This is a genomic window from [Clostridium] symbiosum (assembly GCA_036419695.1).
GTDB classification, from domain to species: Bacteria; Bacillota; Clostridia; order Lachnospirales; family Lachnospiraceae; genus Otoolea; species Otoolea symbiosa_A.
In genome coordinates, this window is the sequence record CP143946.1 from 4,877,631 (window position 1) to 4,898,977 (window position 21,347).

The following is a 21,347-nucleotide window of genomic DNA, read 5'->3' on the forward strand; positions in this document are numbered from 1 at the left end:
TATCTGCTTTTTTTATTTACTGTTTATAATCCAAATCAGTCGTCCTCTTCCTGACTGTCTGTTACTGTAAATACCTGACGTTTTCTGGCCATCTCATCGCTTGCCAGATATTCGTCGTATGTCGTAATCTTATCAATCAGCTTGCCGTTTACAATCTCCATAATACGGTTTGCCGTTGTCTCCACGATCTGATGATCACGTGATGAGAAAATGATTACACCCTGGAATTTCGTCATACCGTTATTGAGCGCCGTGATGGACTCCATATCCAGATGGTCGGTCGGCTCATCAAGGATCAGCACGTTGGCTCCCGAGATCATCATCTTGGAAAGCATGCAGCGAACCTTCTCTCCACCGGAAAGAACTTTTACCTTCTTCACTCCATCCTCACCGGCAAACAGCATTCTGCCCAGGAAACCGCGGACATACGTTACATCCTTAACCGGAGAGTACTGGGTTAGCCAATCCACAATCGTGTCGTCGTTGTCGAATTCGGCGCTGTTATCCTTCGGGAAATATGCCTGGGATGTGGTAAGCCCCCATTTGTAGCTTCCCTCGTCCGGCTCCATCTCACCCGCCAGAATCTTAAACAGCACCGTCTTGGCCTGCTCATTCGGTCCGACCAGGGCAACCTTATCTTCCCTGTTCAGGATAAATGAAATTCCGTCTAAGACCTTTACTCCGTCGATTGTCTTGGAAAGGTTCTCCACGGTCAGCACTTCGTTGCCGATTTCCCGCTCCGGCCTGAAATCAATATATGGATATTTACGGCTGGATGGTCTGATTTCATCCAGTTCGATTTTTTCAAGCGCTTTCTTTCTGGAAGTAGCCTGTTTGGACTTGGAGGCATTGGCCGAGAAACGCTGGATAAATTCCTGCAGTTCCTTAATCTTCTCTTCCTTCTTCTTGTTGGCTTCCTTCATCTGCTTAATCATCAGCTGGCTGGACTCGTACCAGAAATCATAGTTTCCTGCGTAAAGCTGAATCTTACCATAATCGATATCGGCAATCTGGGTGCAGACCTTATTTAAGAAGTACCTGTCATGGGATACCACAATAACCGTGTTCTCAAAATTAATCAGGAATTCCTCCAGCCAGGCGATAGCGTCCAGATCCAGGTGGTTGGTCGGCTCGTCGAGCAGCAGGATATCCGGATTTCCAAATAACGCCTGGGCCAGAAGGACTTTTACCTTCTGAGCGCCGTTTAAGTCGCCCATCATTTTATAGTGTAAGTCCGTCTCGATACCAAGTCCGTTCAGCAAATTGGCGGCATCTGATTCCGCCTCCCATCCGTTCATCGTGGCAAACTCTCCCTCCAGATCGGCGGCCTTGATTCCATCTTCATCGGTGAAATCTTCCTTCATGTAAATTGCTTCTTTTTCTTTCATTATCTCATACAGTCTGGCATTTCCCATAATAACGGTGTCCAGAACCGTATAAGCATCATATTTAAAATGATCCTGCTGCAGGAAGGAAAGTCTCTGTCCTGCGGTGATATTAACCTCTCCGCTGGTCGGTTCCAGCTGTCCGGACAGGATTCTTAAAAAGGTAGATTTACCGGCTCCGTTGGCTCCGATCATACCATAACAGTTTCCCTCGACAAATTTAATACTGACATCTTCAAACAATGCCTTCTTGCCTACACGTAACGTTACATTACTTGTACTAATCATATTGATTCCCTTTCATAATTAACTGCTTTATAATGACTGACTGTTTATTCTCGTTCACTGACAAACTGCAGGGATAGAAAAAGAGGCTTTTTCATGCCCCTCCCACTGCGTCTCTTCTATTTTACAGGAAAATAATAATTTTGCAAGACCGATTTCACAAAATCCCTGAAAAACAAGGGGTTTACGGCAATTTGCCGAAAAACCGCTACCGTTATCGAGGAAAGAGAACGCCGCCGAGACGGTCGGGGGCGGAATGGGGAGAGGGAGGTTGTGAGTCTTCAGTCCCGGATTGAGTTTTGTCTCGGGTGGGGAATCCGGGCAGAAAAAGTTCCTGCGGGAAACGCTTGCGCTCTTTGGAGTACATAACGGACACTAACCTCGTAAAAGACCTCGGTAAGTGCCGATGAACTCCCAGGTTCCCTCCGGAATCTTTTTCTCCCGGATTCCCCACTGGAAAGGTTATGGCCGGGAGCGAGTCCCCGCAGGAATTTTTTTCTCCGGATTCCCCTTCACTACACCCTACAAACCGGGACTGAAGACTCATATACACCCCCCACTCCCCCGTCCGCCATCTTACAGAAGCGTCCTCGCATCTCAACCACTTCTCCCTCATTGCACCCTCCGCCCACCTGTGCTATACTCAAACCAACAAAAAATCTCCGGCTAAACGAATTCCAGACAGGAGGTCCCTTATGTCTTATGATGATTATTCAAAAGCCCACAAGGCAGGAAAAAAGGAATACCAGCGCCATCTTTCGGAGGGCAGCTATCCCTACCTGCAGGCCCTTGATGAAAGTATTTCCCATATCGATATTGTTTCCGAGGTGCGGCTCGGACTGCAGCAGATTCCGGCGGAGCTGATTGCCGGGACGAGGAGCATCGGCAGACGGACGGCTTTTGCCCCGAATTATATGCCGCTTCTGGACCCTCATTCGGAATTTGCCTCCAAATGGATTAATCTCTGTGATTCCCATTTGAAGGAGGGGATCCGTGAGCCGGTAACCGCCTGCGAATTTATGGGCCATTTTTACATCATGGAGGGTAATAAACGGGTCAGTGTCCTGAAGTATTTTGACTCTCCCTTTATCCCCGCCGTTGTCACCCGGCTGATTCCCAGACGGACGAAAGAAACCGACAATATCATTTACTATGAGTATATGAATTTCCACCGGCTGACCAACGTCAACTATGTCCTGTTCGGACGTGAGGGCGGTTTTACCCGTCTTGCCGCCGCCGTGGCCGGTGACAGCAAGACGGTCTGGTCCGAGGAGATGCGGATGGATTTTGCCGCAGCCTATGTAAAATTCCGCAGCACCTACATGGCCAGCGGCGGTTCCCGGCTCCCCGTTAAAACCGGCGACGCCCTTCTGTCCTATATTGAAATATACGGCTATGCGTCACTTCTTAACGATCCGTCGTCCAAAGTGAAAGAAAACATGGCAAAAATCTGGGATGAATTTACGCTTCTCAAAGAAAAACAGACCGTGGAACTGGTCATGGATCCCGTGGATGCCTCGCCCAGGAAAAAGTTTATCGACATCCTGCTTCCACCTTCCCCAAAACAGGTCAGAATTGCGTTTATCCACTCCAAGAACGCCGCCACATCAAGCTGGACCTACGCCCATGAATTGGGCAGACGCCATGTGGAAGAGATTTTCAAGGGGCAGGCCCAGACGCTCTGCATCGACAACGTGACCGCAGGGGAAGATGCCCAGGCGGCCATTAAAAAAGCCATCGACGCCGGGTGCGGCATTATTTTCACCACCACCCCCGAATTTATTCCCGCCAGCCTGAAAGCGGCGGTGGAATACCCTGACGTCAAGATACTGAACTGTTCGCTGAATACCTCCCACCGCTATATCAGAACCTATTACGGAAGGATGTATGAAGCAAAGTTTCTCTGCGGGATGATCGCGGGCTCCCTGGCGGACAACAACCACATCGGCTACATTGCCGATTATCCGATATACGGTATGACGGCCAATATCAACGCGTTCGCCCTGGGCGCGCGTATGGTGAATCCAAGAGCTGAGATTTACCTGAAATGGTCCACGGTGAAAGAGGATGATATCGTGGAGTATTTCAGGAAACACCATATTTCCTATATATCCAGCCAGGATATGATTATCCCGCGGTTTGCCTCACGCCAGTTCGGCCTGTACCGCTTCGAAAATGCCGCGGACGGCAGCACGCCCTTTAACGCGGCCACTCCGCTGTGGAACTGGGGAAAATTCTATGAGAAAATTATTGGAAGTATCATCAGCGGATCCTGGGATGAGAATGATTCCTCCGACAGCAGGGCACTGAACTACTGGTGGGGCCTGTCGGCCGGGGTTGTGGATATCATTTACACCCAGAATCTTGCCCCAGGCACCAAAAAGCTGGTGGAATTCATGCGCCGCGCCGTGGAGTCAGGTTCTTTCCATCCATTTGCAGGAACGCTGTATTCCCAGGACGGTATAGTTCAAAAGGATGACGATCACATCCTCACACCCGAGGAAATTATCACGATGGACTGGCTGGCTGACAATATTATAGGCACGATTCCCGATTTCGGGATGCTGGCCGATGAGGCCCGGCCGGTTGTCCGGCTGCAGGGACTCCGCAGGCCCAAGGACATCTGAGGCGGTATATGATATCACACTCCGTGGTGATACCACGGCGTCATATCGGGCTCTAAAGGTAATACTGCATAAAAACGATACCAGATACAGTAACCCATGGCTCCTGTACCGCCCGCCGGATACGGATTCAGAATAACATATGAGGATTTTATAAATGAAAATACTGACACTGGCTGACGAGGAGTCCAAGTCCCTCTGGGATTATTTTGAGAAATCAAAGCTGGACGGGGTCGATTTAATCATTTCCTGTGGTGACCTGGCCCCGCAGTACCTCTCCTTTCTGGCCACGTTTACGCACGCTCCGGTGCTCTATGTCCATGGCAACCACGACGACTGCTATGAACAGACACCGCCCGAAGGCTGCATCTGCATTGAAGATAAAATTTACAATTACAAAGGAATCCGGATCCTGGGTCTGGGCGGCTCCATGCGTTACCGCGACGGCATCCACCAATACACCCAGGGTGCCATGAACCGGCGTGTCTCCAGGCTCTGGCCCAAACTGGCCTACAGCCGCGGATTTGATATTCTCGTATCCCACGCCCCGGCCTACGGTTTCAATGACGGGGAGGATCTCCCGCACACCGGCTTCCAGGCATTTAACAGGCTGATGGACAAATACAAACCGGCCTACTTTATCCATGGCCATGTCCACGCAAATTATGGTGGGAATTTCAAGCGGAATTCCGTTTATGGTGATACCACGGTAATAAATGCCTATGAGAGATATCTGGTGGACTATGAAGATAAAGAAAAAACGGAATAAAAGGAAGGTTTGATAAAAACCCCGCCCTTCGGAACCAGTTTCTGGTTCTCCGAAGAGCGGGGCTTTGGGTGTTTCCCTACTCTTCCCATAATGGGCTGAGCGTCCGCTTATAGGAATTATTCAGGTGGCGGCTCACGGCCTGCTCGGCCTTTTCCGGGTTGCGATCACGGATGGCAGCGCCGATAGCCTGATGTTCTTCCCATACAATCCGGGCATCAATCGAGTTATTATACACTGATTTAACCTCAAAGCGCAGATAATTGTCTAAAAGCAGCCCCGTCTCGCGGCTCATCCAGCCATTGTGGGTCGCATTGGCAATTCCACGGTGGAATTTGTGATCGATCCGGTAGAGGAAACGGCTGTCCCTGGAATCCAGATTCCTTTTCAGTTCATCGAGACACTGAAGCAGCCCCTCTATCTCCTCGTCCGTGCTCCTCACGGCGGCCAGCCTGGCATTATTGCGTTCCATTAACATACGCATCTCCAGGATATCCCTGGCGTCATCCTCCGTCACGGGAACTACTTTCACGCCCTTGCCCCGGCAAAAACAGACATAGCCTTCTTTCTGCAGCTCCAGCAGGGCCTCGCGCACCGGCGTGCGGCTGATTCCCAGCTCATTGCAGATTGCTTCCTGTGAATAGACCGCTCCGATCCGGAAACGGTTGTAAAGCACGGCATCCTTAATCAGTTCATATGCCTGTTCCTTAAATGTATTCGTGTGGATATACCCTCCACCCAGCAGAGATTCATCATTCATAAGTATTAAATCCTTCCATTTATTAATCTGCGTAACGGTCCGGCAGCTTTCTGATTTTCAGATCCATAAAGTATGGCCGTCCAAACTGTTACATCGATAAAACAATCTTCTTTCGAATTTCCCTCAAATCAAATATATTACATATCCATAAAACAAGTATAACGACAAACGGAAAAAAATGCAACGACAATCCGCACACTCCGTATTCAGGTTACTACCTTCAGGTAAAAGAAAAAAGCGGGTTCCAACTGCAAAAACTGACATTTTCTGCGAAAAAATAATTGACATTCGATTCAATCGTGCTATACTATCGATATGTAACATGTAATATGTAATATATTACTTGAAGATGAGGAGGGGAGGGACGTTCATTTTAACGGCAATCTGCTAAACGAAACAAAGTGTTAGTGTAAACAGCGGAAAGCACGTTACGGAGGCTTTTCGTTGTCAAACAATCAAAGGAGGAGAAGTATGTTAATTGCTGTATGGATTATTACGTTTCTGTTAATCATTGGGGTCGGAGTTTATGCCGGTACGAAAGTTAAATCGGCAAATCAGTGGTCCGGCGGAGACAAGACAATGGGCGCCGTTTCACTCGGCTGTATATTTGCAGCATGGCAAATCGGCGGCATGGCCGTCGTTGGCGCAGCACAGAACGGTTACAATCTCGGAATTTCCGGCGCATGGTATTCCATTGCGGGGTCTTTCTATTTTATCGCCCTGGCTGTCTTCGCCAAAATTATCCGGGAAAGAATGCCCGGCGAATCGGTTCCCGCCTATCTGCAGAACCGGTTTGACAAAAAGACCACGCGCTTATATTCCTATGCCTGGATCGTTTACGGATTTCTCTATATTCCGATTCAGTTAAAAACAGTAGCCAGCATCATCCAGATTGTACTGCCGGGTATGAACCTGATGGCAGCAATGCTGATTGGCGTTACCGTAGCCGTACTCTACACCAGCTTTTCCGGTATGAAGGGGGCATCGGCCGTAGGACGCGTTGTCTGCATCGGTATCTACATCCTGCTTATTGTCTTTACCTTCACAACGCTTTCCAATTTCGGAGGCCTCGGCGGCTTATTTGACCAGCTTCCTGAAAAATATGATTCCATGGGAAATATGCCGACACAGCGAATCGTTGCATGGATTCTGGGCGGATGCATCAGTACCGCGGTAATGCAGGCCGTGCTTCAGCCTCTTCTTGCCGCAAAGAGCCCTCAGGCGGCAAGAACAGGTTCGATTCTCGGCTATCTGATCGCCGCTCCGATCTGTTTTTTCACGGCAATCTGTGGTATGCTGTCGAAAGCATCCGGCGCCGACCTGGGCGACGGTTCAACTGCTTTTGCCTATGCCATTAAAACCTTCAGCAGCCCTGTTTTCGCCGGTGTCATCTTTGCGTTTGCAACCATGATCATCGCCGCTACGATGGCAACCATGATGCTCGCAACGGGAACCATCATCACAAATATTTACAAGACGGAAATCGCACCGGGAGCCGATGATCAGAAGGTCTTAAAAATTTCCAAATCCGTTACGTTTATTTTTGCCTACCTGACCCTGATTCCGGCCTTCCTGATTCCCAGCCAGTCTCTGACCAACCTGTTCTTAACGCTTCAGCATGTAGCGGCAGCACCGGTAAGCTTCTCCATCCTGGCCGGTTTAATGTGGAAACGCTGCACAAAGCAGGGCGCTTTCTGGAGCATGCTGACCGGTATGATAGTAGGCGTTACATGGATGCTTCTCGGGCTGACCGACAAGATGGAAGCAGTATATCCGGTTGTGGTTGTTACATATTCAGTCGGAATTATTGTCTCGCTTATGACGAATAAAAAGGAGATCGCTTAATATGTGCCAGGAACAGAAAAAACAGATTTACATGTGGCCGTCCCACTGGGATAAACCGGTCGCCCGCGGTGATTACGGCGCGGTGAGCTGCAACAATATTTATGCAGCCAGGGCAGGCCTCCAGATATTAAAAAACGGGGGAAATGCGTTCGATGCGGCGGCGGCCGTCTCTCTGGCATTATCCGTGGTGGAACCCCATCATTCCGGAATCGGCGGAGGCTGCTTCAGCCTCCTCTACAGTGAAAAAGACGGTGAGGTTTACGCTCTTGACGGAAGGGGAACCGCACCCGCGCAGGCAGGGCCGGACCTGTTCTTAAAGGACGGCAAAGTCCAGGATGAGTGGAAGGATCTGGGCGGTCAGTCCGTAGCCCTTCCCGGCCTTCTCAGGACGATGGACAATATGCTGAAACGGTTCGGGACCATATCCTTTAAAGAAGCCGCCGCCCCCGCCATCCGGTATGCAAAGGAAGGATTCGGAACCAGCTACACCGGAGCGCTGACCATGTATGACGACTCCGTGAAACGCAAAATGAACCTTTCCGAGGATTTCCGGAAACTGTACTTAAAAGGCGAAAAAGAATTTTACCGCTTTGGTGAAACCCAGAAGAATCCCGAGCTGGGCGCTTTGCTGGAAACCGTCGCAGACAGGGGCGTCGACGTTTTTTACAGCGGTGAGATTGCAGAACGGATTGTGGCTGTAATCAACGCGCGCGGGGGCTGTTTTAAGCGGTCGGATCTGGAACAGTACCAGCCTAAATTCCGCCGCCCGGTTCAGACGGACTACCGCGGATATCATGTGGTTTCCTTTGCTCCCCCAAGCGGAGGATGCGCACTGATCGAGATGCTCAATATCCTGGAAAACAGTGACTTACAGAGTATGGGGCATAATACGGCAGCCAGCATCCACGCGATCGCAGAGGCGATGAAGCTGGGATTTTCCGACCGCAGCATTGCTCTGGGCGACCCCGACTTTGTGGCGGTGGACACCGAACGCCTGACCAGTAAAACACATGCCGGGGAACGGTTCCGGCTGATAGACGGGCATGCGGGGGAATACGCGCCGGCCCAGGGAATCGAGGCGAAGGAGTATCCGGGAAATACCTCCCATTTCTCCATCATGGATCGGTTCGGCAATGCCGTTTCCCAGACCCAGACCGTCAGGGATTGGTTCGGCAGCGGGATCGTGGTGGACGGATTGGGATTTATCCTGAATAACGCCATGTCCGATTTCTCGGCCGCCGCAGGAGCGATGACAAGCCAGGGTCTGGCCTATGGAAGCGCCAACAGCATTGAAGGCGGCAAAACTCCGCTGTCGAGCATGAGTCCAAGCATGGTGTTTAAGGACGGGAAACCGTTTCTCGCCATTGGAGCCGCCGGAGGCCCCAGAATTATCACCGGCACGCTCCAGGGAATCATCAATGCGGTTGACTTCGGAATGAACCCGGAACAGCTCGTAAACGCTCCGTACGTGAACTGCCTGACCAGGGCGCAGGGACTGGAAATTGAGTTTGGGATATCCGAAGATACAATAAGGCTGCTGGAAGAAAAAGGCCACCGCCCCGTGCGCATTGCCGCGGACCAGGCCATGAGCACTATGGTTAACAGCGTAATGCAAAAAGACGGCGAATTCTATGCGGCCGGGACAAAGCGCGTAGACGGCTGCGGAGGCGCGCTCCTGTCCAGCGGGAATATTGTTCTGGAGGGAGTCAGCCAGGAACCGTAATGATACTGGAAAGCTATGCCGACTATGCTGAAAATACAGGTGTAAGAAAAGTTTTACCGTGTTACGGAAAAACGGACAGGACTGAAGGTAAATCGGCCTCTTCAGTCCTGTCCGTTTTGCGTTTAAATCCTGAATTCTTCTTACTGTACCATCGGGCTTTCCTGGTTCCGCCGCCAACTCCCGATTACTTTTCTTTATCCTGGATCAGCTCCGGCACGTAGATCGTCCCGTCCTTTTTGTGGGAATAGAAAATCGTGACCTCATCGCCCTCCACGGGTCCCGCCGAGAGATTAACCGGCTTGGGATCCTGCTCAAAGGAGACTTCAGTTCCCTCCTCCGTACGAATTGTGATGACACTCATGCCGACACCGAGCACTTCGCCTGAAACAACGCCCGCCCGGCAGTCTTTATCTCCCTCTCTGGGGTCCCGGACCAGCTCGGCGTTCACGGACCTGGAGTCTGCCAGGTTTATTTCCCCGCGGTAAAATACGGTGACCTCATGATCGATGACAAGTCCCTCGGACAGGCTCACCGCCGCATCTTCTTTGGCGAACACGACACCGCCCGGGTACTCCTCATTCGCTACCACCAGCGTATTCATTCCCGCGTCTTTCACGGTTCCACACATCATGTTAATCTCATCTTCGGATTTAAGTTCCGGCATTGTCCTCGGATCTTCGGTACTCTCCTCCGTTGTAACTACGGCCTGGGAAGTTCCCGTCTCTCCCTGCGTCTGTGACGTTCCCGCGGGATCCGTTTTCTTCGCACAGCCGGCTGCCAGGGCAGCGATGGATATTGTTAAAAGCAGCGCTGCTGCATATTTTCCGGTCTTCCTTTTCTGCATATCATGTCCTCCTGTCATAATTCCTTCGGTTGTCGGTTTGAAGCTGGTTTAACGGCCATCCTGGAAACGGCCGAATGTATCAACCAGCCAGGACAGATATCCGGTCTGTTCGTCGCCGAACTGCCCCGGTTTCATCCTCCATCTCCAGTTCTCCCCCACCGTGCTCGGCGTGTTCATCCTTGCCCAGTTGTCGAGTTTCAACACATCCTGCATCTGGAAAATCGCCACGCTTGCCACGGAACCGTAAGCCGCACGGAAAACCTTGTCTACGACCTCGCTCTGATGGGCGGCACCCAGGTAATCCGCGATATACTGAAGCTCCCACCACTGTCTTTTCTCCGCTTTAAAGTATCCGGCCAGTGTCTCATTGTCATGGGTTCCGCCGTACACTACCGAATTCGGATCATAGCAGTGCGGAAGATGTTCATTAAAACGGTCTCCGCTGAAAGCAAATTCAATGATTTTCATTCCCGGATAGCCTGTTTCCGCCAGCAGATCCTTTACATCCTGGCTGAAGATTCCCAGATCCTCGGCGATGATTTTCGTCGTCCCGACCGCCTCGTTAATTGCATCCGTCAGCTTCCTCCCGGGCCCCTTCACCCATTTTCCGTCCTTCGCATCTTTGGCCCCGTACGGAATGGAGTAGTACTGGACCACTCCGATAAAATGGTCGATGCGGATCACGTCGTAGAGTTCGGCCGAAGCTTTCATCCTCTCCCTCCACCAGGCAAAGTCCGTCTTCTCCATGGTTTCCCAGTCATAGAGGGGATTCCCCCAGAGCTGTCCCTCGTCGGAAAATGCATCCGGCGGCACTCCGGCCACCCTGATCGGCGTCAGTTCTTTCTCATCCAGCTGGAAAAGCTCCGGATGGCTCCACACATCCGCCCCGTCAAGCGCCACGTAGATCGGGATATCCCCGACAATCTTTACCGCATTCTCCGCCGCGTAGGCCTTAAGCTTCTCCCACTGTTCAAAGAATTTATACTGCAGGAATTTCCAGTAGTCTATCTCTTCTTCCAGCTCTTTTTCATACTTTTTAATCGCCTCGGGATCTCGGAGCCTGATGTCCTCGTCCCAGGTCAGCCATTCTCTGTCCTCAAAATGTTTTTTAAGGGCCATATAGAGGCTGTAGTCGGGAAGCCAGCAGCTGTTTTTCTCACAGAACTTCGCATACTCTTCCGTCTCTTTATGTAAACTTCTTTCAAATGCTTTCCTCAGAAGAGGAAAACGGTAATAATGCACTGCATCGTATTTGACCTCTTCCGGCTTTTCCATCCAGAAGCAGGCGTCTATCTCCTCCTGGGTCAGAAGCTCTTCTTCCTTCAGCGTATCGAGGTCAATAAAATAAGGATTTCCGGCAAATGCGGAAAAGGACTGGTACGGGCTGTCGCCGTAGCTGGTCGGCCCCATCGGGAGTACCTGCCAGTAATTCTGTCTTGCCCGTTTCAGGGCGTCCACAAATTCATATGCGCTTTTTCCAAACGTACCGATTCCGTATGGGGACGGCAGGCTGAAAATCGGCATCAGAATACCGGCTCCGCGCTTTAACATTGTTTTCATCATTGTTTCTCCTTGTCAGTATTACAGGAATGTTTTAAGCTCAGAAAGCCTGCGTATTTCTCTTGTTACCGGGAGCGCTTTCCTGTTCTCGTTCCCCTGCGGGTTAAACCAGCATGTGTCGACTCCCGCATTCACCCCGCCCTGGATATCGGATGTCAGGGAATCCCCGATCACCATCATCTCCTCCGGCCTGATATCCGGAATGCGGGCAAAACAATAGTCGAAGAATTCCTTCTGCGGTTTCTGGCTTCCCGCTTCCTCGGAGATAAAAAGCTCCCGGAAATACCCGGAAAGTCCCGAGGCCTTAAGCCGTTTTCTCTGTGTGGCGCCGACGCCGTTGGTCACCACATAGAGCTCATACCGTTCTTTCAGATAATCGAGAATTTCCAGCGCGCCCTCCATCAGGTAGGCGCCCTCGCCGAGCCAGACGCGGTATGCATCCTCCGCCTCCCTGCCGCTCACCGTCAGATTATGGGCGCCGAAGAAGCGTTCAAAACGGACTGTCAGAACATCATCCCGCTCCATCTGTCCGACTTCAAATGCCTCCCAGCACTCCTGGTTAATTTTGTGATACTCTTTCACATAACATTCTTCCGGCTCTAAGCCGTATTTGGCCAGCACCTTTACAAATGCAGCGGCCTCCGCCCTGTCAAAATCCAGGAGCGTGCCGTCCACATCCATTAAAAGCGCTTTATATTGTCTGCTCACGCCCGATATACCACCTTTCCACCACAGATTGTGAGTTTCACTTTGCCGTAAAGCTCCTCTCCCACAAATGGGGAATTGGAGGATTTGGAGCGGAACTCCCTGACCGTGAACTTCTCGCTGTCGTCGAAAATCACGAGGTCGGCATCCCCGCCTTCCCTGATCCGCCCCGATTCCAGGCGGTAGAGCCTGGCCGGGTTCAGGCACATCTTCTCCATCAGTTCCAGATAGGTGAGATGTCCGGCCTTTACAAGCTTCGTGACTGCCAGAGGAAGGGCGGTCTCCAGGCCAATGATTCCGCTTGGTGCTTCCGTGAGCGGTTTTTCTTTCTCCTCTTTGCTGTGCGGGGCGTGATCCGTGGCAATAATATCGATCGCACCGCTCTTCAGCCCTTCAATCAGCGCCTCCCTGTCCTTTGCCGTGCGCAGGGGCGGATTCATCTTTGCCAGAGTCCCATGCTCAAGCACAGCCGTCTCATCCAGTGTAAAGTGATGCGGCGTCACCTCCGCCCACACATCGGCGCCCAGCTCCTTGGCCAGAGCCACCATCTTCACAGAATTTCCGGAACTGATATGCTGGATATTGACCGCCGCCCCGGTGTGGAGGGCGATCATACAGTCCCGGGCCACCAGAGAATCCTCTGCAAGCGCGGGAGAACCTCCGATGCCCAGTTTCTCAGAAACTTCTCCCCGGTTGATTCCGTTATTGAAGATAAATGCAGGATCCTCCTCGTGGAAACTGAGGGGCAGATCAAGCTCTTTTGCCTTCTCCATGGCTGCTTTCACCAGTTTTTCATCCATCAGGGGAATGCCGTCGTCCGTAAATCCGGCGGCTCCGCATGCCTTCAGCGCTTCCATGTCGGTCAGCTCCTGTCCTTTCAGGCCCTTTGACACGGCCGCGGCCGCCAGCACATGAATCCCGGTTGTTTTCCCTTTTTCAATTATATATCCAACCGTCTCCGGATTGTCCGCTGCCGGTTTCGTGTTCGCCATGCAGACCACCGTCGTGAAACCGCCCGCCTTTGCCGCGGCCGCTCCCGTCACGATGTCTTCCTTGTATGTCAGTCCGGGATCGCGAAAATGCACATGCACGTCCACCAGTCCCGGGGCAACGATAAGACCCGACGCGTCGATCACTTCCCCGACGCTGTTTACCGCCTCTTCGGCGGGGCCGTTTTCATTGTTTCCGCGGCTGATTATCTTTTTTATCTTCCCGTCCTCAACCAGTAAATCGGCGGGGCCGTCAAAGCCGCTATCCGGGTCTATGACCCGTCCGTTTTTTATAAGCATGATTTTCTCCTCACTGTTTTGGTTGCTGTTTCTGTTGTTGTTTGGGGTACTGCTTTGGTACAGTTTTGCTTACTGTCCTAATTACTAGTGAGCCTTATGGCTGCGGCATTCTTATTTTGCCGGCACAATTTCCAGCCAGTATCCGTCCGGATCCGAAATAAAGTAGATTCCCATTGCCGGGTTTTCGAAGCAGACGCAGTCCATCTCCTTATGCTTTTTCAGGGATGCTTCCATATCATCCGTTACAAATGCCAGATGAAACTCATTGTCTCCCAGGTTATAAGAATCCTTCTCCCAGTCTCTGAGCCAGGTCAGCTCAAGCTGGTAGCCCGTCTCACCATCGCCGAGATACACCAGAATAAAGCTGCCGTCCGCTGCTTCTTTTCTGCGCACTTCTTTGAGGTTCAGCGCCTCCTCGTAGAATTTTAAAGATTTCTCCAGGTTTACTACATTAAAGTTATTATGTGCAAATGTGAATTTCATATGTCAAGCTCCTCTCCTTCTCTGTGAATCTCTATCAGACGCTCTCTCCATCCCTCGCTGGACGGATGCTGTCTCATCTTTTCAATTATACTGTAGTCTTTCCAGAAATGCATCGGAATTACGGCTTTTGCATCGGCTTTTTCCATAAATTCTTTCATCCCCAGATAAAACCACTGTTCCAGGCGCGGATCCAGGGGAATAAAGGCCGCATCCGCCGTGCGTCCCGCCATCTTATCCATCTCTTTTGCATAATTGGCCGCCATATTGTGGTTCCAGGCTTTATCCTCGCCCTCCCACCACCAGTTATTCAAATCTCCGGCATGGTAAATCTCTTTTCCCTCACAGGAAATCCAGAAAGCCACGCCCTCATCGGTGGATTTAAACGTCTCTATCTCCATGGTGACGCCGTCCGGCTCCGTATTTCCGCCTTCTTCTGTCTTTTCGTTTTTCCCGGGATGCAGCGTGTATTTCTCACCGGCTTTTACAAACATCACTTTATCAAGCAGATGCCCCGGCACTTTCTTTTTGTTAATATCTTTAGAGAGAACATATTGAATATCCTCTCTCCCTTCCGCCAGATCAAATATCACCGGTGCAAAGTGGTCACCGTGAAAATGGCTGGCAAAAACCACCAGAGGCCTGCTCCTGTCAAAATCGGGCAGAGGCCCCTCATAGTAGTCAAACAGCATGGTTACATGGTCCAGCTTTACGGAGAAAGAGCTGTGATGTATATAGGTTATTTTCATGGATTTTCGGCCTCCTTGCCTGCCATCGTGTATTGGGTGCTGAGTTTTGTGTTCTCTTTATTATATTCTAAAAGCCGGGGGGCTTCAATATGAAAAATGAGGACGGCAGTGGGATGGGTATGGACGGGGTGGAGAGTGGGAGGTTGTGAGTCTTCAGTCCCGGGAGGAGGAGTATCGTAAGGTGGGGGCTACGGAAGAAAGAAATCTCCTGCGGGGACCGCTTCCGCTTATGGAATGCGCAGCGCTTCTAAGCTCGATAATACCTCGCTAAGAAGCGGCGGATTCCAACGTCCCCTTCGGAGATTTTTTCTTCCTCCTCCCCCACAGGCAGTCTATGACCCGGGACCGAAGACGCCGGGTTTATTGTCCACCCCGTCCCGGAACGGCCACTACTGTCTGTCCTGATTTGGAGGGCGGGGGGATGATACCACCACCTTTTTGATTGCTTATTCTTTGACTGCTTATGGGGTTGGGATTGGAGAATCTTTACAAAAATGAATCAGAAGGAATTTGACGATAAAAAATAGGAATTTTATCAGTTAGTTGTGGTTTCTCTATAAGCTGAAATGGCTTGGTTACTGTTTTTTGATTAAATGAGCCTGTATGGAAGTATAAAATGGTTCCCTATTTGGTGCACAAATAAAATTACCGCTTGCGGGAGGCCTTAAGGTGATCTATTTACATTTGACAGAATTGTATAGAATACGTAGAATGAAACAAATAGCTGGAAATAATGCGCATTAGGCGAGGAAAGCGAAGGAACGGCAATTTATATTAGACACTGAGTACGGATATAGAAACAGGAGGTTGTTTTTATGAAAAATACAGTAAGTAAGTTGTTTGGTGATATAGATTATTTTGCTGAATGTGCCTCGAAAATAGCTATAGAAAATTATAAAGACAGCATACGCAGCAATAGCGTATATTCACGTGACTGTAGGGAAGAAGGGGCCTATTTTTGCGCAGTTTCTAAACCATGCTGTAATTCCTTAGAAATGGCGCTTCCTATCCTTTTTATCTATTCATTATATGATCATGAGGAATGGCAGAAAACAGAGAAACCATGGAAGAATAATTTTAAAACCGATGAGTGGAAAAGTCATTTAAAGGATTATTGGATAGCAAAATACTTCTCGTGTGAGGGCGCTTCAAGTATCAAATATATGCAGGCGGATGCCATAGACGGATTCGATATTAAGAATGAAATACTTGATACTGCAATCCCATCTCCTGTTCTTTTTATAACTCGGTATGGTGATATTAATGCTTGGAACTCTTTCGATTATCTGATTGAAACGGAAGATGAATTTATTCTTTTTGAATCATGGACAACCGCGTAATACATAAAAATCAGCGGATATTTGGCAAACTAGAGAAGAAAATTTCGCATATAAATGCTTAATATATCGCAGAAATTCGAAATACAGAATTAGATGAGGAGGTACAAAACTTGAAAAAGATCATAGCAGCCGCATTAACTGTTGCAATTTCAGTGAGCGTGTTCTACCTTGTTGGGACAGGTTTTATAAAGCAGACGAGCGTGGTATTAACGGATTATTCTGAATCAGAAGATGGCACTGAAATAACACTCCATGTTGCAGTTGCATCCTCTATGGGCTATATCCGAGACTATAAAGATGACGGTGGTGGTGTAAAACCTCACTACTTGAAATTTTACTCTGCTTTCGGTGGATTAAATAGTTCATTTGATTCTAAAAATACGTTTGAACTAGATATAGCACCGGATGATACAGAAATTTACTTCTATCAGGGTGATGGTGGATATACATTGGTGTTAGAGAAAAATGAGCAAACAGGTGTATGGGAAGTACCGAAATAACCCACCACTAAAATCCAGTTCGCATAAGGATTTAGTAAAAGAAATGGAAACACTTCGTTACGCATTTAATCTATAGTTCCAACCATAATTCCCTTACCACTTTCTGATACGGGCAGTGGCCTAGACACTCCCTCCTCCCTCCCCTTTGAAAAAATAGGACAGTTCAGACGCCGCAGGCCGGAAGGACGGGGTGGGCGATACCCCCGGCGTCTTTGGTTCCGGTCCATAGACTCCCCGTGGGGGAGGAGGAAGAAAAAAACTCCGCAGGGGACGTTGGAATCCGCCGCTTCTTAGCGAGGTATTATCGAGCTTAGAAGCGCTGCGCATTCCATAAGCGGAAGCGGTCCCCGTAGGAGTTTTCTTTCTTCCGTATCCCCCCACCTCACGACACCATCCGCCCGGAACCAAAGACTCATAACCTCCACACCACCACACCGGCCCCGGCCATCCGGCGGCGTCCTAATTTTTCACCCACTATTTCCTTTTAGCCGCCGCCTTACTCATAAATTTCTCATTTTTTATAATAAATCTCTCATGCTCGCCTTCGCCAATTTTACCGCTCTCATCAAAGACCTCCACATGGAATACCAGTCTTCTTCCGTCAACTTCCGTTAATTCGCTCTCACACCATACGATCATTCCCGTCGGTGTGGCGGACATATGGCTGATGTTCAGCTTTGTCCCAACGGTTCCTTCACCGTCGTTCATATAAGGGGCAACGCTCATCCACGCTGTTTTTTCCATAAGAGCCACCATGGCCGGTGTTGCAAATACTTCCAGAAGACCGCTTCCAAGAGCGTTTGCAGAATTGTCCTCTGTCACCATTACTTCCTGTCTTCCCTGAATTCCTGCTTTTAACATCTTCTCTACCTCTCTTTTCTTTGATTCAAACGTAAATCTAATCTTCCAGCCTGCTGCCGCATTTCGGGCAGTAGGAGAAATCTTCCGCCGCTTCGTATCCACAGTTCGGGCACTTCTTCCCCGAATGCTCCGGCAGGCAGTTGGAACCATTCTGTTCCCCATATGTATGTCCCGCACGTTCCTCCTGCTCCCACGGGTTTCCATTTCCCTCGCGGCACAGTGTCAGGTCTTCGTCACGGATTTCGACATCCGCTCCCCGAAGCAGCATCCGGCCGATCTCCGGATTCAGCTCGTACACGGCATTGCAGCACGACATCTTCACATAATAGCGTCTGTTCCACTTAAACAGAGGGATAAAGAAAAAACTGAAATACATATAGGTCATATAAACCTGATATCTTCCATAGGCTCCGCATCTGTTGCAGATTACCGTTTTTAAATATTCTATCTGTTTCATTCCGGAACTGATTCCACCGATAAATATCATAACCGCCACCTGATTTCTGATTACTCTGTTACGTTACCTTACTCTGTCCGGTTTATTGCGTATTACTGCATTACCGGGATATTTATTAGTATACTAAACGTATTTTACTTGTGCAATAAATATGTTAAAATTTTATCTATTTTTTAGAAATATCTGGCATACGGCAAAGATTCCAAACGCGGCCACACGGACAGACAACATATCCCGCCATGTTTTTTCAGCTTAATTATTATTTTAGAAGCCATTTTTTATGTGGAACTATTTTCTAAAAAATAAAACTGGTATTATGGTATAATGTTCACAAAGTGGACATTATACCTGCGCATGCCGAGTTCTGCGTCCACCGCAGAAATTCGGGCGCTAAGTTCCGTCGGAGACACCGTATTCACTAGTGAATATGGTATAATGTTCACAAAGTGAATATCACTCAAAAGCTTATTTCAACACCCCCGCCATATACATAAAGGAACTTATACCATGATTACAAAAAAGATAAATAACTTCGACCTGCAGCAAATCGCCGAATCCGGCCAATGTTTCCGCATGAACTGCCTGGAACCCGGCAGATACAAGGCGGTGAGCGGCGGCCGCTATGTAGAAGTCGTCCAGGAGGGGCAGACTTTCTATTTTCACTGCTCCGATGAGGATTTTCCGTTCTGGAGCCGTTACTTTGATCTTGAAACCGACTACGGCGCCATTATTTCCTCCGTCAGGAAACGCGATGTTTACCTTCAGGAGGCCGCCTGCGCGGGCAGCGGTATCCGCATATTGAATCAGGATGCCTGGGAAATGATTATCACCTTCATTATCTCCCAGCAGCGCACCATCCCCAAGATTAGGGAGGCGGTGGAAAACTTAAGCCGTCTGTACGGGAAGGAGAGACAGGCTCTTTCAGCCTTCGGTGAAACCGTCCTTTACCACACGTTTCCCACTCCATCCCAATTAAAAAAGGCCTCCTTAGAAGACCTTCAGTCATTGAAGCTGGGCTACCGGGCGAAATATATCCATCGCATCTGCCGCGACGCGGATGAGAAAAAACTGGATCTTTCACTTCTCCCGGCAATGGATTATAAAAAAGCCATGGAATACCTGATCGGTTTCTATGGCATCGGGACTAAGGTGGCCAACTGCATCTGCCTTTTCGGACTGCACCACGTGGAGGCTTTTCCCGTGGACACCTGGATTCAGCAGATTCTGATGAACCATTATTACAGGAAAAAATATGACTCGGCTCCCAAAAGCCGCCTGTACGAGATGATGGTGCAGGATAACTTTGGGAAATACAAGGGGTGCGCCGGAGTGATGCAGCAATATATATTTTACTATGAACGCACCGTGTTAAACGGGCGCAGTTCCTAAATCCGGCTCCTTCCCGCTACAAATTCAGCAGAACCAGCGCCAGAAGTATCATCCCGCACCCGTATATCTGCCGCTTTGTCATCCTATCCTTTAAAACCAGAACGCTCACAAAGCAGACAATCAGGATTGTACCCACGCTGAGGCACGGGTAAGCAAGGTACGCGGGCAGTCTGGTGACCGCCGCCAGAAGCAGGGAGGTTGAAAAATAGTTGGGGATTCCGACAAAAATGCCGCTGATAAAATCCACCGCTTTCAGTCTCTTCTTCTCCTGAAACACCTCTCGGAGCATTGGGATCAGACACAGGATCAGGGCGGTCAGGAACGTGTAGAATAAAAACAGAGCATCAAACCTGCGTTCCCCGATATGTTCAAACACCTTAGACATCCCGTCTCCCGCTCCGCTGAAGAGAAACAGCACAAGGAGGGCCATCTTTGCAGATGCCCCTTCTTTTCCTTTTTCCAGATTAATCACAAGAATTGCCGCCACGACAAGCGCCATTCCGGCCGTCTGTAGAACCGTCGGCCTCTCGTTCAAAAAGAAAATACTGGCCGCCACGGGCAGCATGATTCCCAGTTTTGCAAATGCGGAAGACAGAACGGCTCCGTTCTTCCCGATGCTGTACTGTAAAAGCAGAAGCGTCCCCAGGAAAAAGATTCCGTTCAAAACCCCGGCGGCCATGGCCGTCATCATCGCCGCTTTCAGCCCCGGATCCCCGGCAGATGCCGTCATCAGAAACTTCGCAGTCGGAATAATCTGCTTTTCCGGGAGCATCAGGAAAGCAACCACGGTACAGGTCACATAGTTTCCCATCAGGATTGCATATTTGTTGCTGCTGTACTCTTCGCTCAGACGCAGCGCCACAGCCATGGATGCGCTGCAGAGCACCGCCAGTATCAGATAAATCATTTATAATAAATCCCCTGTCTCTCTGAATCTTCTGTAATGTTGGCTTTCTTTCGCCCTTTCAAGGGTTTCAAGCATTTCGGGAATGTCTTCATTTAAATCCCCGGCCAGAACGACATAGTTGGACGCATGGTTGGTACGGAACACGGTTCCCGGAGAATCCACATTTTCCAGGAATATCTTCATCTCATCCATAATTTCATCCGCCGTGATGCGCTCAAAACGCCCCTCCACGACATCGTCGTACATCGGTGTACCTTCATAGAGACGAAGCGTCAGGAAAGAAGCATATTCCGGATTCATCTCGGAAATGAGCTTTGCGCAGGAAAGTGCATGCTCTTTCACCTTTTTCCGGCCTCCAAGACCCGAAATCAGAGTTACCGAAGTAGCGATTCCACACCGCTTTAATTTCTGTCCAGCATCGATTACCTCCCGGGCCGTCACACCCTTGTGGATGTATTCGAGGATCTCATCGTCTCCCGTCTCCGCGCCGACATAGACAATGCCCAGTCCGGCTTCCTTAAGCTGTCTCAGTTCGTCCTCGGATTTTCGCAGTATATCCTGCGCCGTTCCGTAGGAAGCAACTCTTGTCACATTGGGGAACAGACGTCTGACGGCGTCCAGAATCGTAAGCAGATCTTCCGTCTTCATAATCAGGGCGTCCCCGTCGGCAAGGAAAACTTTCTTTACATACGCCGCATAGGCATCATGAGCCTCCTGAAGATCCGCCATGATTTCATCCATCTTGCGGACACGGAACTGTTTTTCCTTGTACATATTGCAGAATGTACAGGTATTGTGCGCACAGCCGATCGTCACCTGGACAATCAGGCTCCTGGCCTCACTCGGTGGTCTGTATACAACGCCTTCATATATCATAA

Annotated in this window: 19 protein-coding genes; 7 read left to right on the plus strand and 12 right to left on the minus strand. The window is 49.7% G+C overall.

From position 1 onward, the window contains the following. Nucleotides 1-35: 35 nt before the first annotated feature. The gene (locus tag V3C10_21855; protein ID WVP61921.1) at nucleotides 36-1,673 is read right to left on the minus strand and encodes an ATP-binding cassette domain-containing protein; all 1,638 of its coding nucleotides are present in this window, start codon (nucleotides 1,671-1,673) and stop codon (nucleotides 36-38) included. Nucleotides 1,674-2,365: 692 nt separating this feature from the next. Here V3C10_21855 and V3C10_21860 point away from each other — a divergent pair. Further along, the gene (locus tag V3C10_21860) at nucleotides 2,366-4,297 is read left to right on the plus strand and encodes a BMP family ABC transporter substrate-binding protein (GenBank protein WVP61922.1); all 1,932 of its coding nucleotides are present in this window, start codon (nucleotides 2,366-2,368) and stop codon (nucleotides 4,295-4,297) included. A 154-nt stretch (nucleotides 4,298-4,451) separates the two neighbouring features. Next, nucleotides 4,452-5,063, plus strand: a complete 612-nt coding sequence (locus V3C10_21865) for a metallophosphoesterase (GenBank protein ID WVP61923.1) — start codon at nucleotides 4,452-4,454, stop codon at nucleotides 5,061-5,063. Between the two features lie 76 nt (nucleotides 5,064-5,139). Here V3C10_21865 and V3C10_21870 read toward each other — a convergent pair whose 3' ends face one another. Further along, complete coding sequence (locus V3C10_21870) at nucleotides 5,140-5,820, minus strand: GntR family transcriptional regulator (protein WVP61924.1); 681 nt, start codon at nucleotides 5,818-5,820, stop codon at nucleotides 5,140-5,142. 471 nt (nucleotides 5,821-6,291) lie between these two features. Between V3C10_21870 and V3C10_21875 the strand changes: the two genes are divergently transcribed. Both V3C10_21875 and ggt read left to right on the plus strand, forming a co-directional pair. Next, a complete protein-coding gene (locus V3C10_21875) occupies nucleotides 6,292-7,665 on the plus strand; it encodes a sodium:solute symporter family protein (protein ID WVP61925.1) in 1,374 nt (457 codons plus the stop codon). 1 nt (nucleotide 7,666) lies between these two features. Further along, nucleotides 7,667-9,388 carry a gamma-glutamyltransferase gene (gene ggt / locus V3C10_21880; protein WVP61926.1) on the plus strand — a complete coding sequence of 574 codons (1,722 nt, stop codon included), beginning with the start codon at nucleotides 7,667-7,669 and terminating at the stop codon, nucleotides 9,386-9,388. Between the two features lie 184 nt (nucleotides 9,389-9,572). On the opposite strand, the gene V3C10_21885 is transcribed toward ggt, so the two are convergent. The 6 genes from V3C10_21885 to V3C10_21910 form a co-directional block, all read right to left on the minus strand. After that, nucleotides 9,573-10,232 carry a hypothetical protein gene (locus V3C10_21885; GenBank protein WVP61927.1) on the minus strand — a complete coding sequence of 220 codons (660 nt, stop codon included), beginning with the start codon at nucleotides 10,230-10,232 and terminating at the stop codon, nucleotides 9,573-9,575. A 48-nt stretch (nucleotides 10,233-10,280) separates the two neighbouring features. Then, entirely contained in the window at nucleotides 10,281-11,795 is a 1,515-nt protein-coding gene (malQ, locus tag V3C10_21890) for a 4-alpha-glucanotransferase (GenBank protein WVP61928.1), read from the minus strand. An 18-nt stretch (nucleotides 11,796-11,813) separates the two neighbouring features. Next, entirely contained in the window at nucleotides 11,814-12,500 is a 687-nt protein-coding gene (locus tag V3C10_21895; GenBank protein ID WVP61929.1) for a YjjG family noncanonical pyrimidine nucleotidase, read from the minus strand. Then, nucleotides 12,497-13,786 (minus strand): dihydroorotase, encoded by a 1,290-nt coding sequence (locus V3C10_21900; protein WVP61930.1) that lies wholly within the window; start codon nucleotides 13,784-13,786, stop codon nucleotides 12,497-12,499. Before V3C10_21900 ends, V3C10_21895 begins: the two co-directional genes overlap by 4 nt. A gap of 111 nt (nucleotides 13,787-13,897) precedes the next feature. Beyond that, a complete protein-coding gene (locus tag V3C10_21905; protein ID WVP61931.1) occupies nucleotides 13,898-14,269 on the minus strand; it encodes a VOC family protein in 372 nt (123 codons plus the stop codon). Continuing rightward, complete coding sequence (locus V3C10_21910) at nucleotides 14,266-15,015, minus strand: MBL fold metallo-hydrolase (GenBank protein WVP61932.1); 750 nt, start codon at nucleotides 15,013-15,015, stop codon at nucleotides 14,266-14,268. Before V3C10_21910 ends, V3C10_21905 begins: the two co-directional genes overlap by 4 nt. Before the next feature lie 815 nt (nucleotides 15,016-15,830). Between V3C10_21910 and V3C10_21915 the strand changes: the two genes are divergently transcribed. Then, the gene (locus V3C10_21915) at nucleotides 15,831-16,355 is read left to right on the plus strand and encodes a hypothetical protein (protein ID WVP61933.1); all 525 of its coding nucleotides are present in this window, start codon (nucleotides 15,831-15,833) and stop codon (nucleotides 16,353-16,355) included. A gap of 110 nt (nucleotides 16,356-16,465) precedes the next feature. Continuing rightward, entirely contained in the window at nucleotides 16,466-16,855 is a 390-nt protein-coding gene (locus V3C10_21920) for a hypothetical protein (protein WVP61934.1), read from the plus strand. A gap of 474 nt (nucleotides 16,856-17,329) precedes the next feature. On the opposite strand, the gene V3C10_21925 is transcribed toward V3C10_21920, so the two are convergent. Together V3C10_21925 and V3C10_21930 are read right to left on the minus strand one after the other, a co-directional pair. After that, nucleotides 17,330-17,716, minus strand: a complete 387-nt coding sequence (locus V3C10_21925) for a thioesterase family protein (GenBank protein ID WVP61935.1) — start codon at nucleotides 17,714-17,716, stop codon at nucleotides 17,330-17,332. 37 nt (nucleotides 17,717-17,753) lie between these two features. Further along, nucleotides 17,754-18,203 carry a zinc ribbon domain-containing protein gene (locus tag V3C10_21930; GenBank protein ID WVP61936.1) on the minus strand — a complete coding sequence of 150 codons (450 nt, stop codon included), beginning with the start codon at nucleotides 18,201-18,203 and terminating at the stop codon, nucleotides 17,754-17,756. A gap of 477 nt (nucleotides 18,204-18,680) precedes the next feature. Here V3C10_21930 and V3C10_21935 point away from each other — a divergent pair, with 477 nt between their 5' ends. Continuing rightward, nucleotides 18,681-19,562, plus strand: a complete 882-nt coding sequence (locus V3C10_21935) for a DNA glycosylase (GenBank protein ID WVP61937.1) — start codon at nucleotides 18,681-18,683, stop codon at nucleotides 19,560-19,562. A 16-nt stretch (nucleotides 19,563-19,578) separates the two neighbouring features. Here the strand turns inward: V3C10_21935 and V3C10_21940 are convergent, their stop codons facing one another. Then, nucleotides 19,579-20,469, minus strand: coding sequence for an EamA family transporter (locus V3C10_21940; protein WVP61938.1), 891 nt, complete (start codon nucleotides 20,467-20,469; stop codon nucleotides 19,579-19,581). After that, entirely contained in the window at nucleotides 20,470-21,345 is an 876-nt protein-coding gene (locus V3C10_21945) for a radical SAM protein (GenBank protein WVP61939.1), read from the minus strand. Nucleotides 21,346-21,347 lie beyond the last annotated feature (2 nt).

Bases quoted from the DNA above. Each gene is read 5' to 3' on its own strand.
- V3C10_21930 (WVP61936.1), bottom strand. From the start codon at position 18,203: ATGATATTTATCGGTGGAATCAGTTCCGGAATGAAACAGATAGAATAT.
- V3C10_21870 (WVP61924.1), bottom strand. From the start codon at position 5,820: ATGAATGATGAATCTCTGCTGGGTGGAGGGTATATCCACACGAATACA.
- V3C10_21940 (WVP61938.1), bottom strand. From the start codon at position 20,469: ATGATTTATCTGATACTGGCGGTGCTCTGCAGCGCATCCATGGCTGTG.
- V3C10_21860 (WVP61922.1), top strand. From the start codon at position 2,366: ATGTCTTATGATGATTATTCAAAAGCCCACAAGGCAGGAAAAAAGGAA.
- V3C10_21905 (WVP61931.1), bottom strand. From the start codon at position 14,269: ATGAAATTCACATTTGCACATAATAACTTTAATGTAGTAAACCTGGAG.
- V3C10_21935 (WVP61937.1), top strand. From the start codon at position 18,681: ATGATTACAAAAAAGATAAATAACTTCGACCTGCAGCAAATCGCCGAA.
- malQ (WVP61928.1), bottom strand. From the start codon at position 11,795: ATGATGAAAACAATGTTAAAGCGCGGAGCCGGTATTCTGATGCCGATT.
- V3C10_21865 (WVP61923.1), top strand. From the start codon at position 4,452: ATGAAAATACTGACACTGGCTGACGAGGAGTCCAAGTCCCTCTGGGAT.
- V3C10_21945 (WVP61939.1), bottom strand. From the start codon at position 21,345: ATGATATATGAAGGCGTTGTATACAGACCACCGAGTGAGGCCAGGAGC.
- V3C10_21915 (WVP61933.1), top strand. From the start codon at position 15,831: ATGAAAAATACAGTAAGTAAGTTGTTTGGTGATATAGATTATTTTGCT.
- V3C10_21910 (WVP61932.1), bottom strand. From the start codon at position 15,015: ATGAAAATAACCTATATACATCACAGCTCTTTCTCCGTAAAGCTGGAC.
- V3C10_21875 (WVP61925.1), top strand. From the start codon at position 6,292: ATGTTAATTGCTGTATGGATTATTACGTTTCTGTTAATCATTGGGGTC.
- ggt (WVP61926.1), top strand. From the start codon at position 7,667: ATGTGCCAGGAACAGAAAAAACAGATTTACATGTGGCCGTCCCACTGG.
- V3C10_21885 (WVP61927.1), bottom strand. From the start codon at position 10,232: ATGCAGAAAAGGAAGACCGGAAAATATGCAGCAGCGCTGCTTTTAACA.
- V3C10_21925 (WVP61935.1), bottom strand. From the start codon at position 17,716: ATGTTAAAAGCAGGAATTCAGGGAAGACAGGAAGTAATGGTGACAGAG.
- V3C10_21855 (WVP61921.1), bottom strand. From the start codon at position 1,673: ATGATTAGTACAAGTAATGTAACGTTACGTGTAGGCAAGAAGGCATTG.
- V3C10_21900 (WVP61930.1), bottom strand. From the start codon at position 13,786: ATGCTTATAAAAAACGGACGGGTCATAGACCCGGATAGCGGCTTTGAC.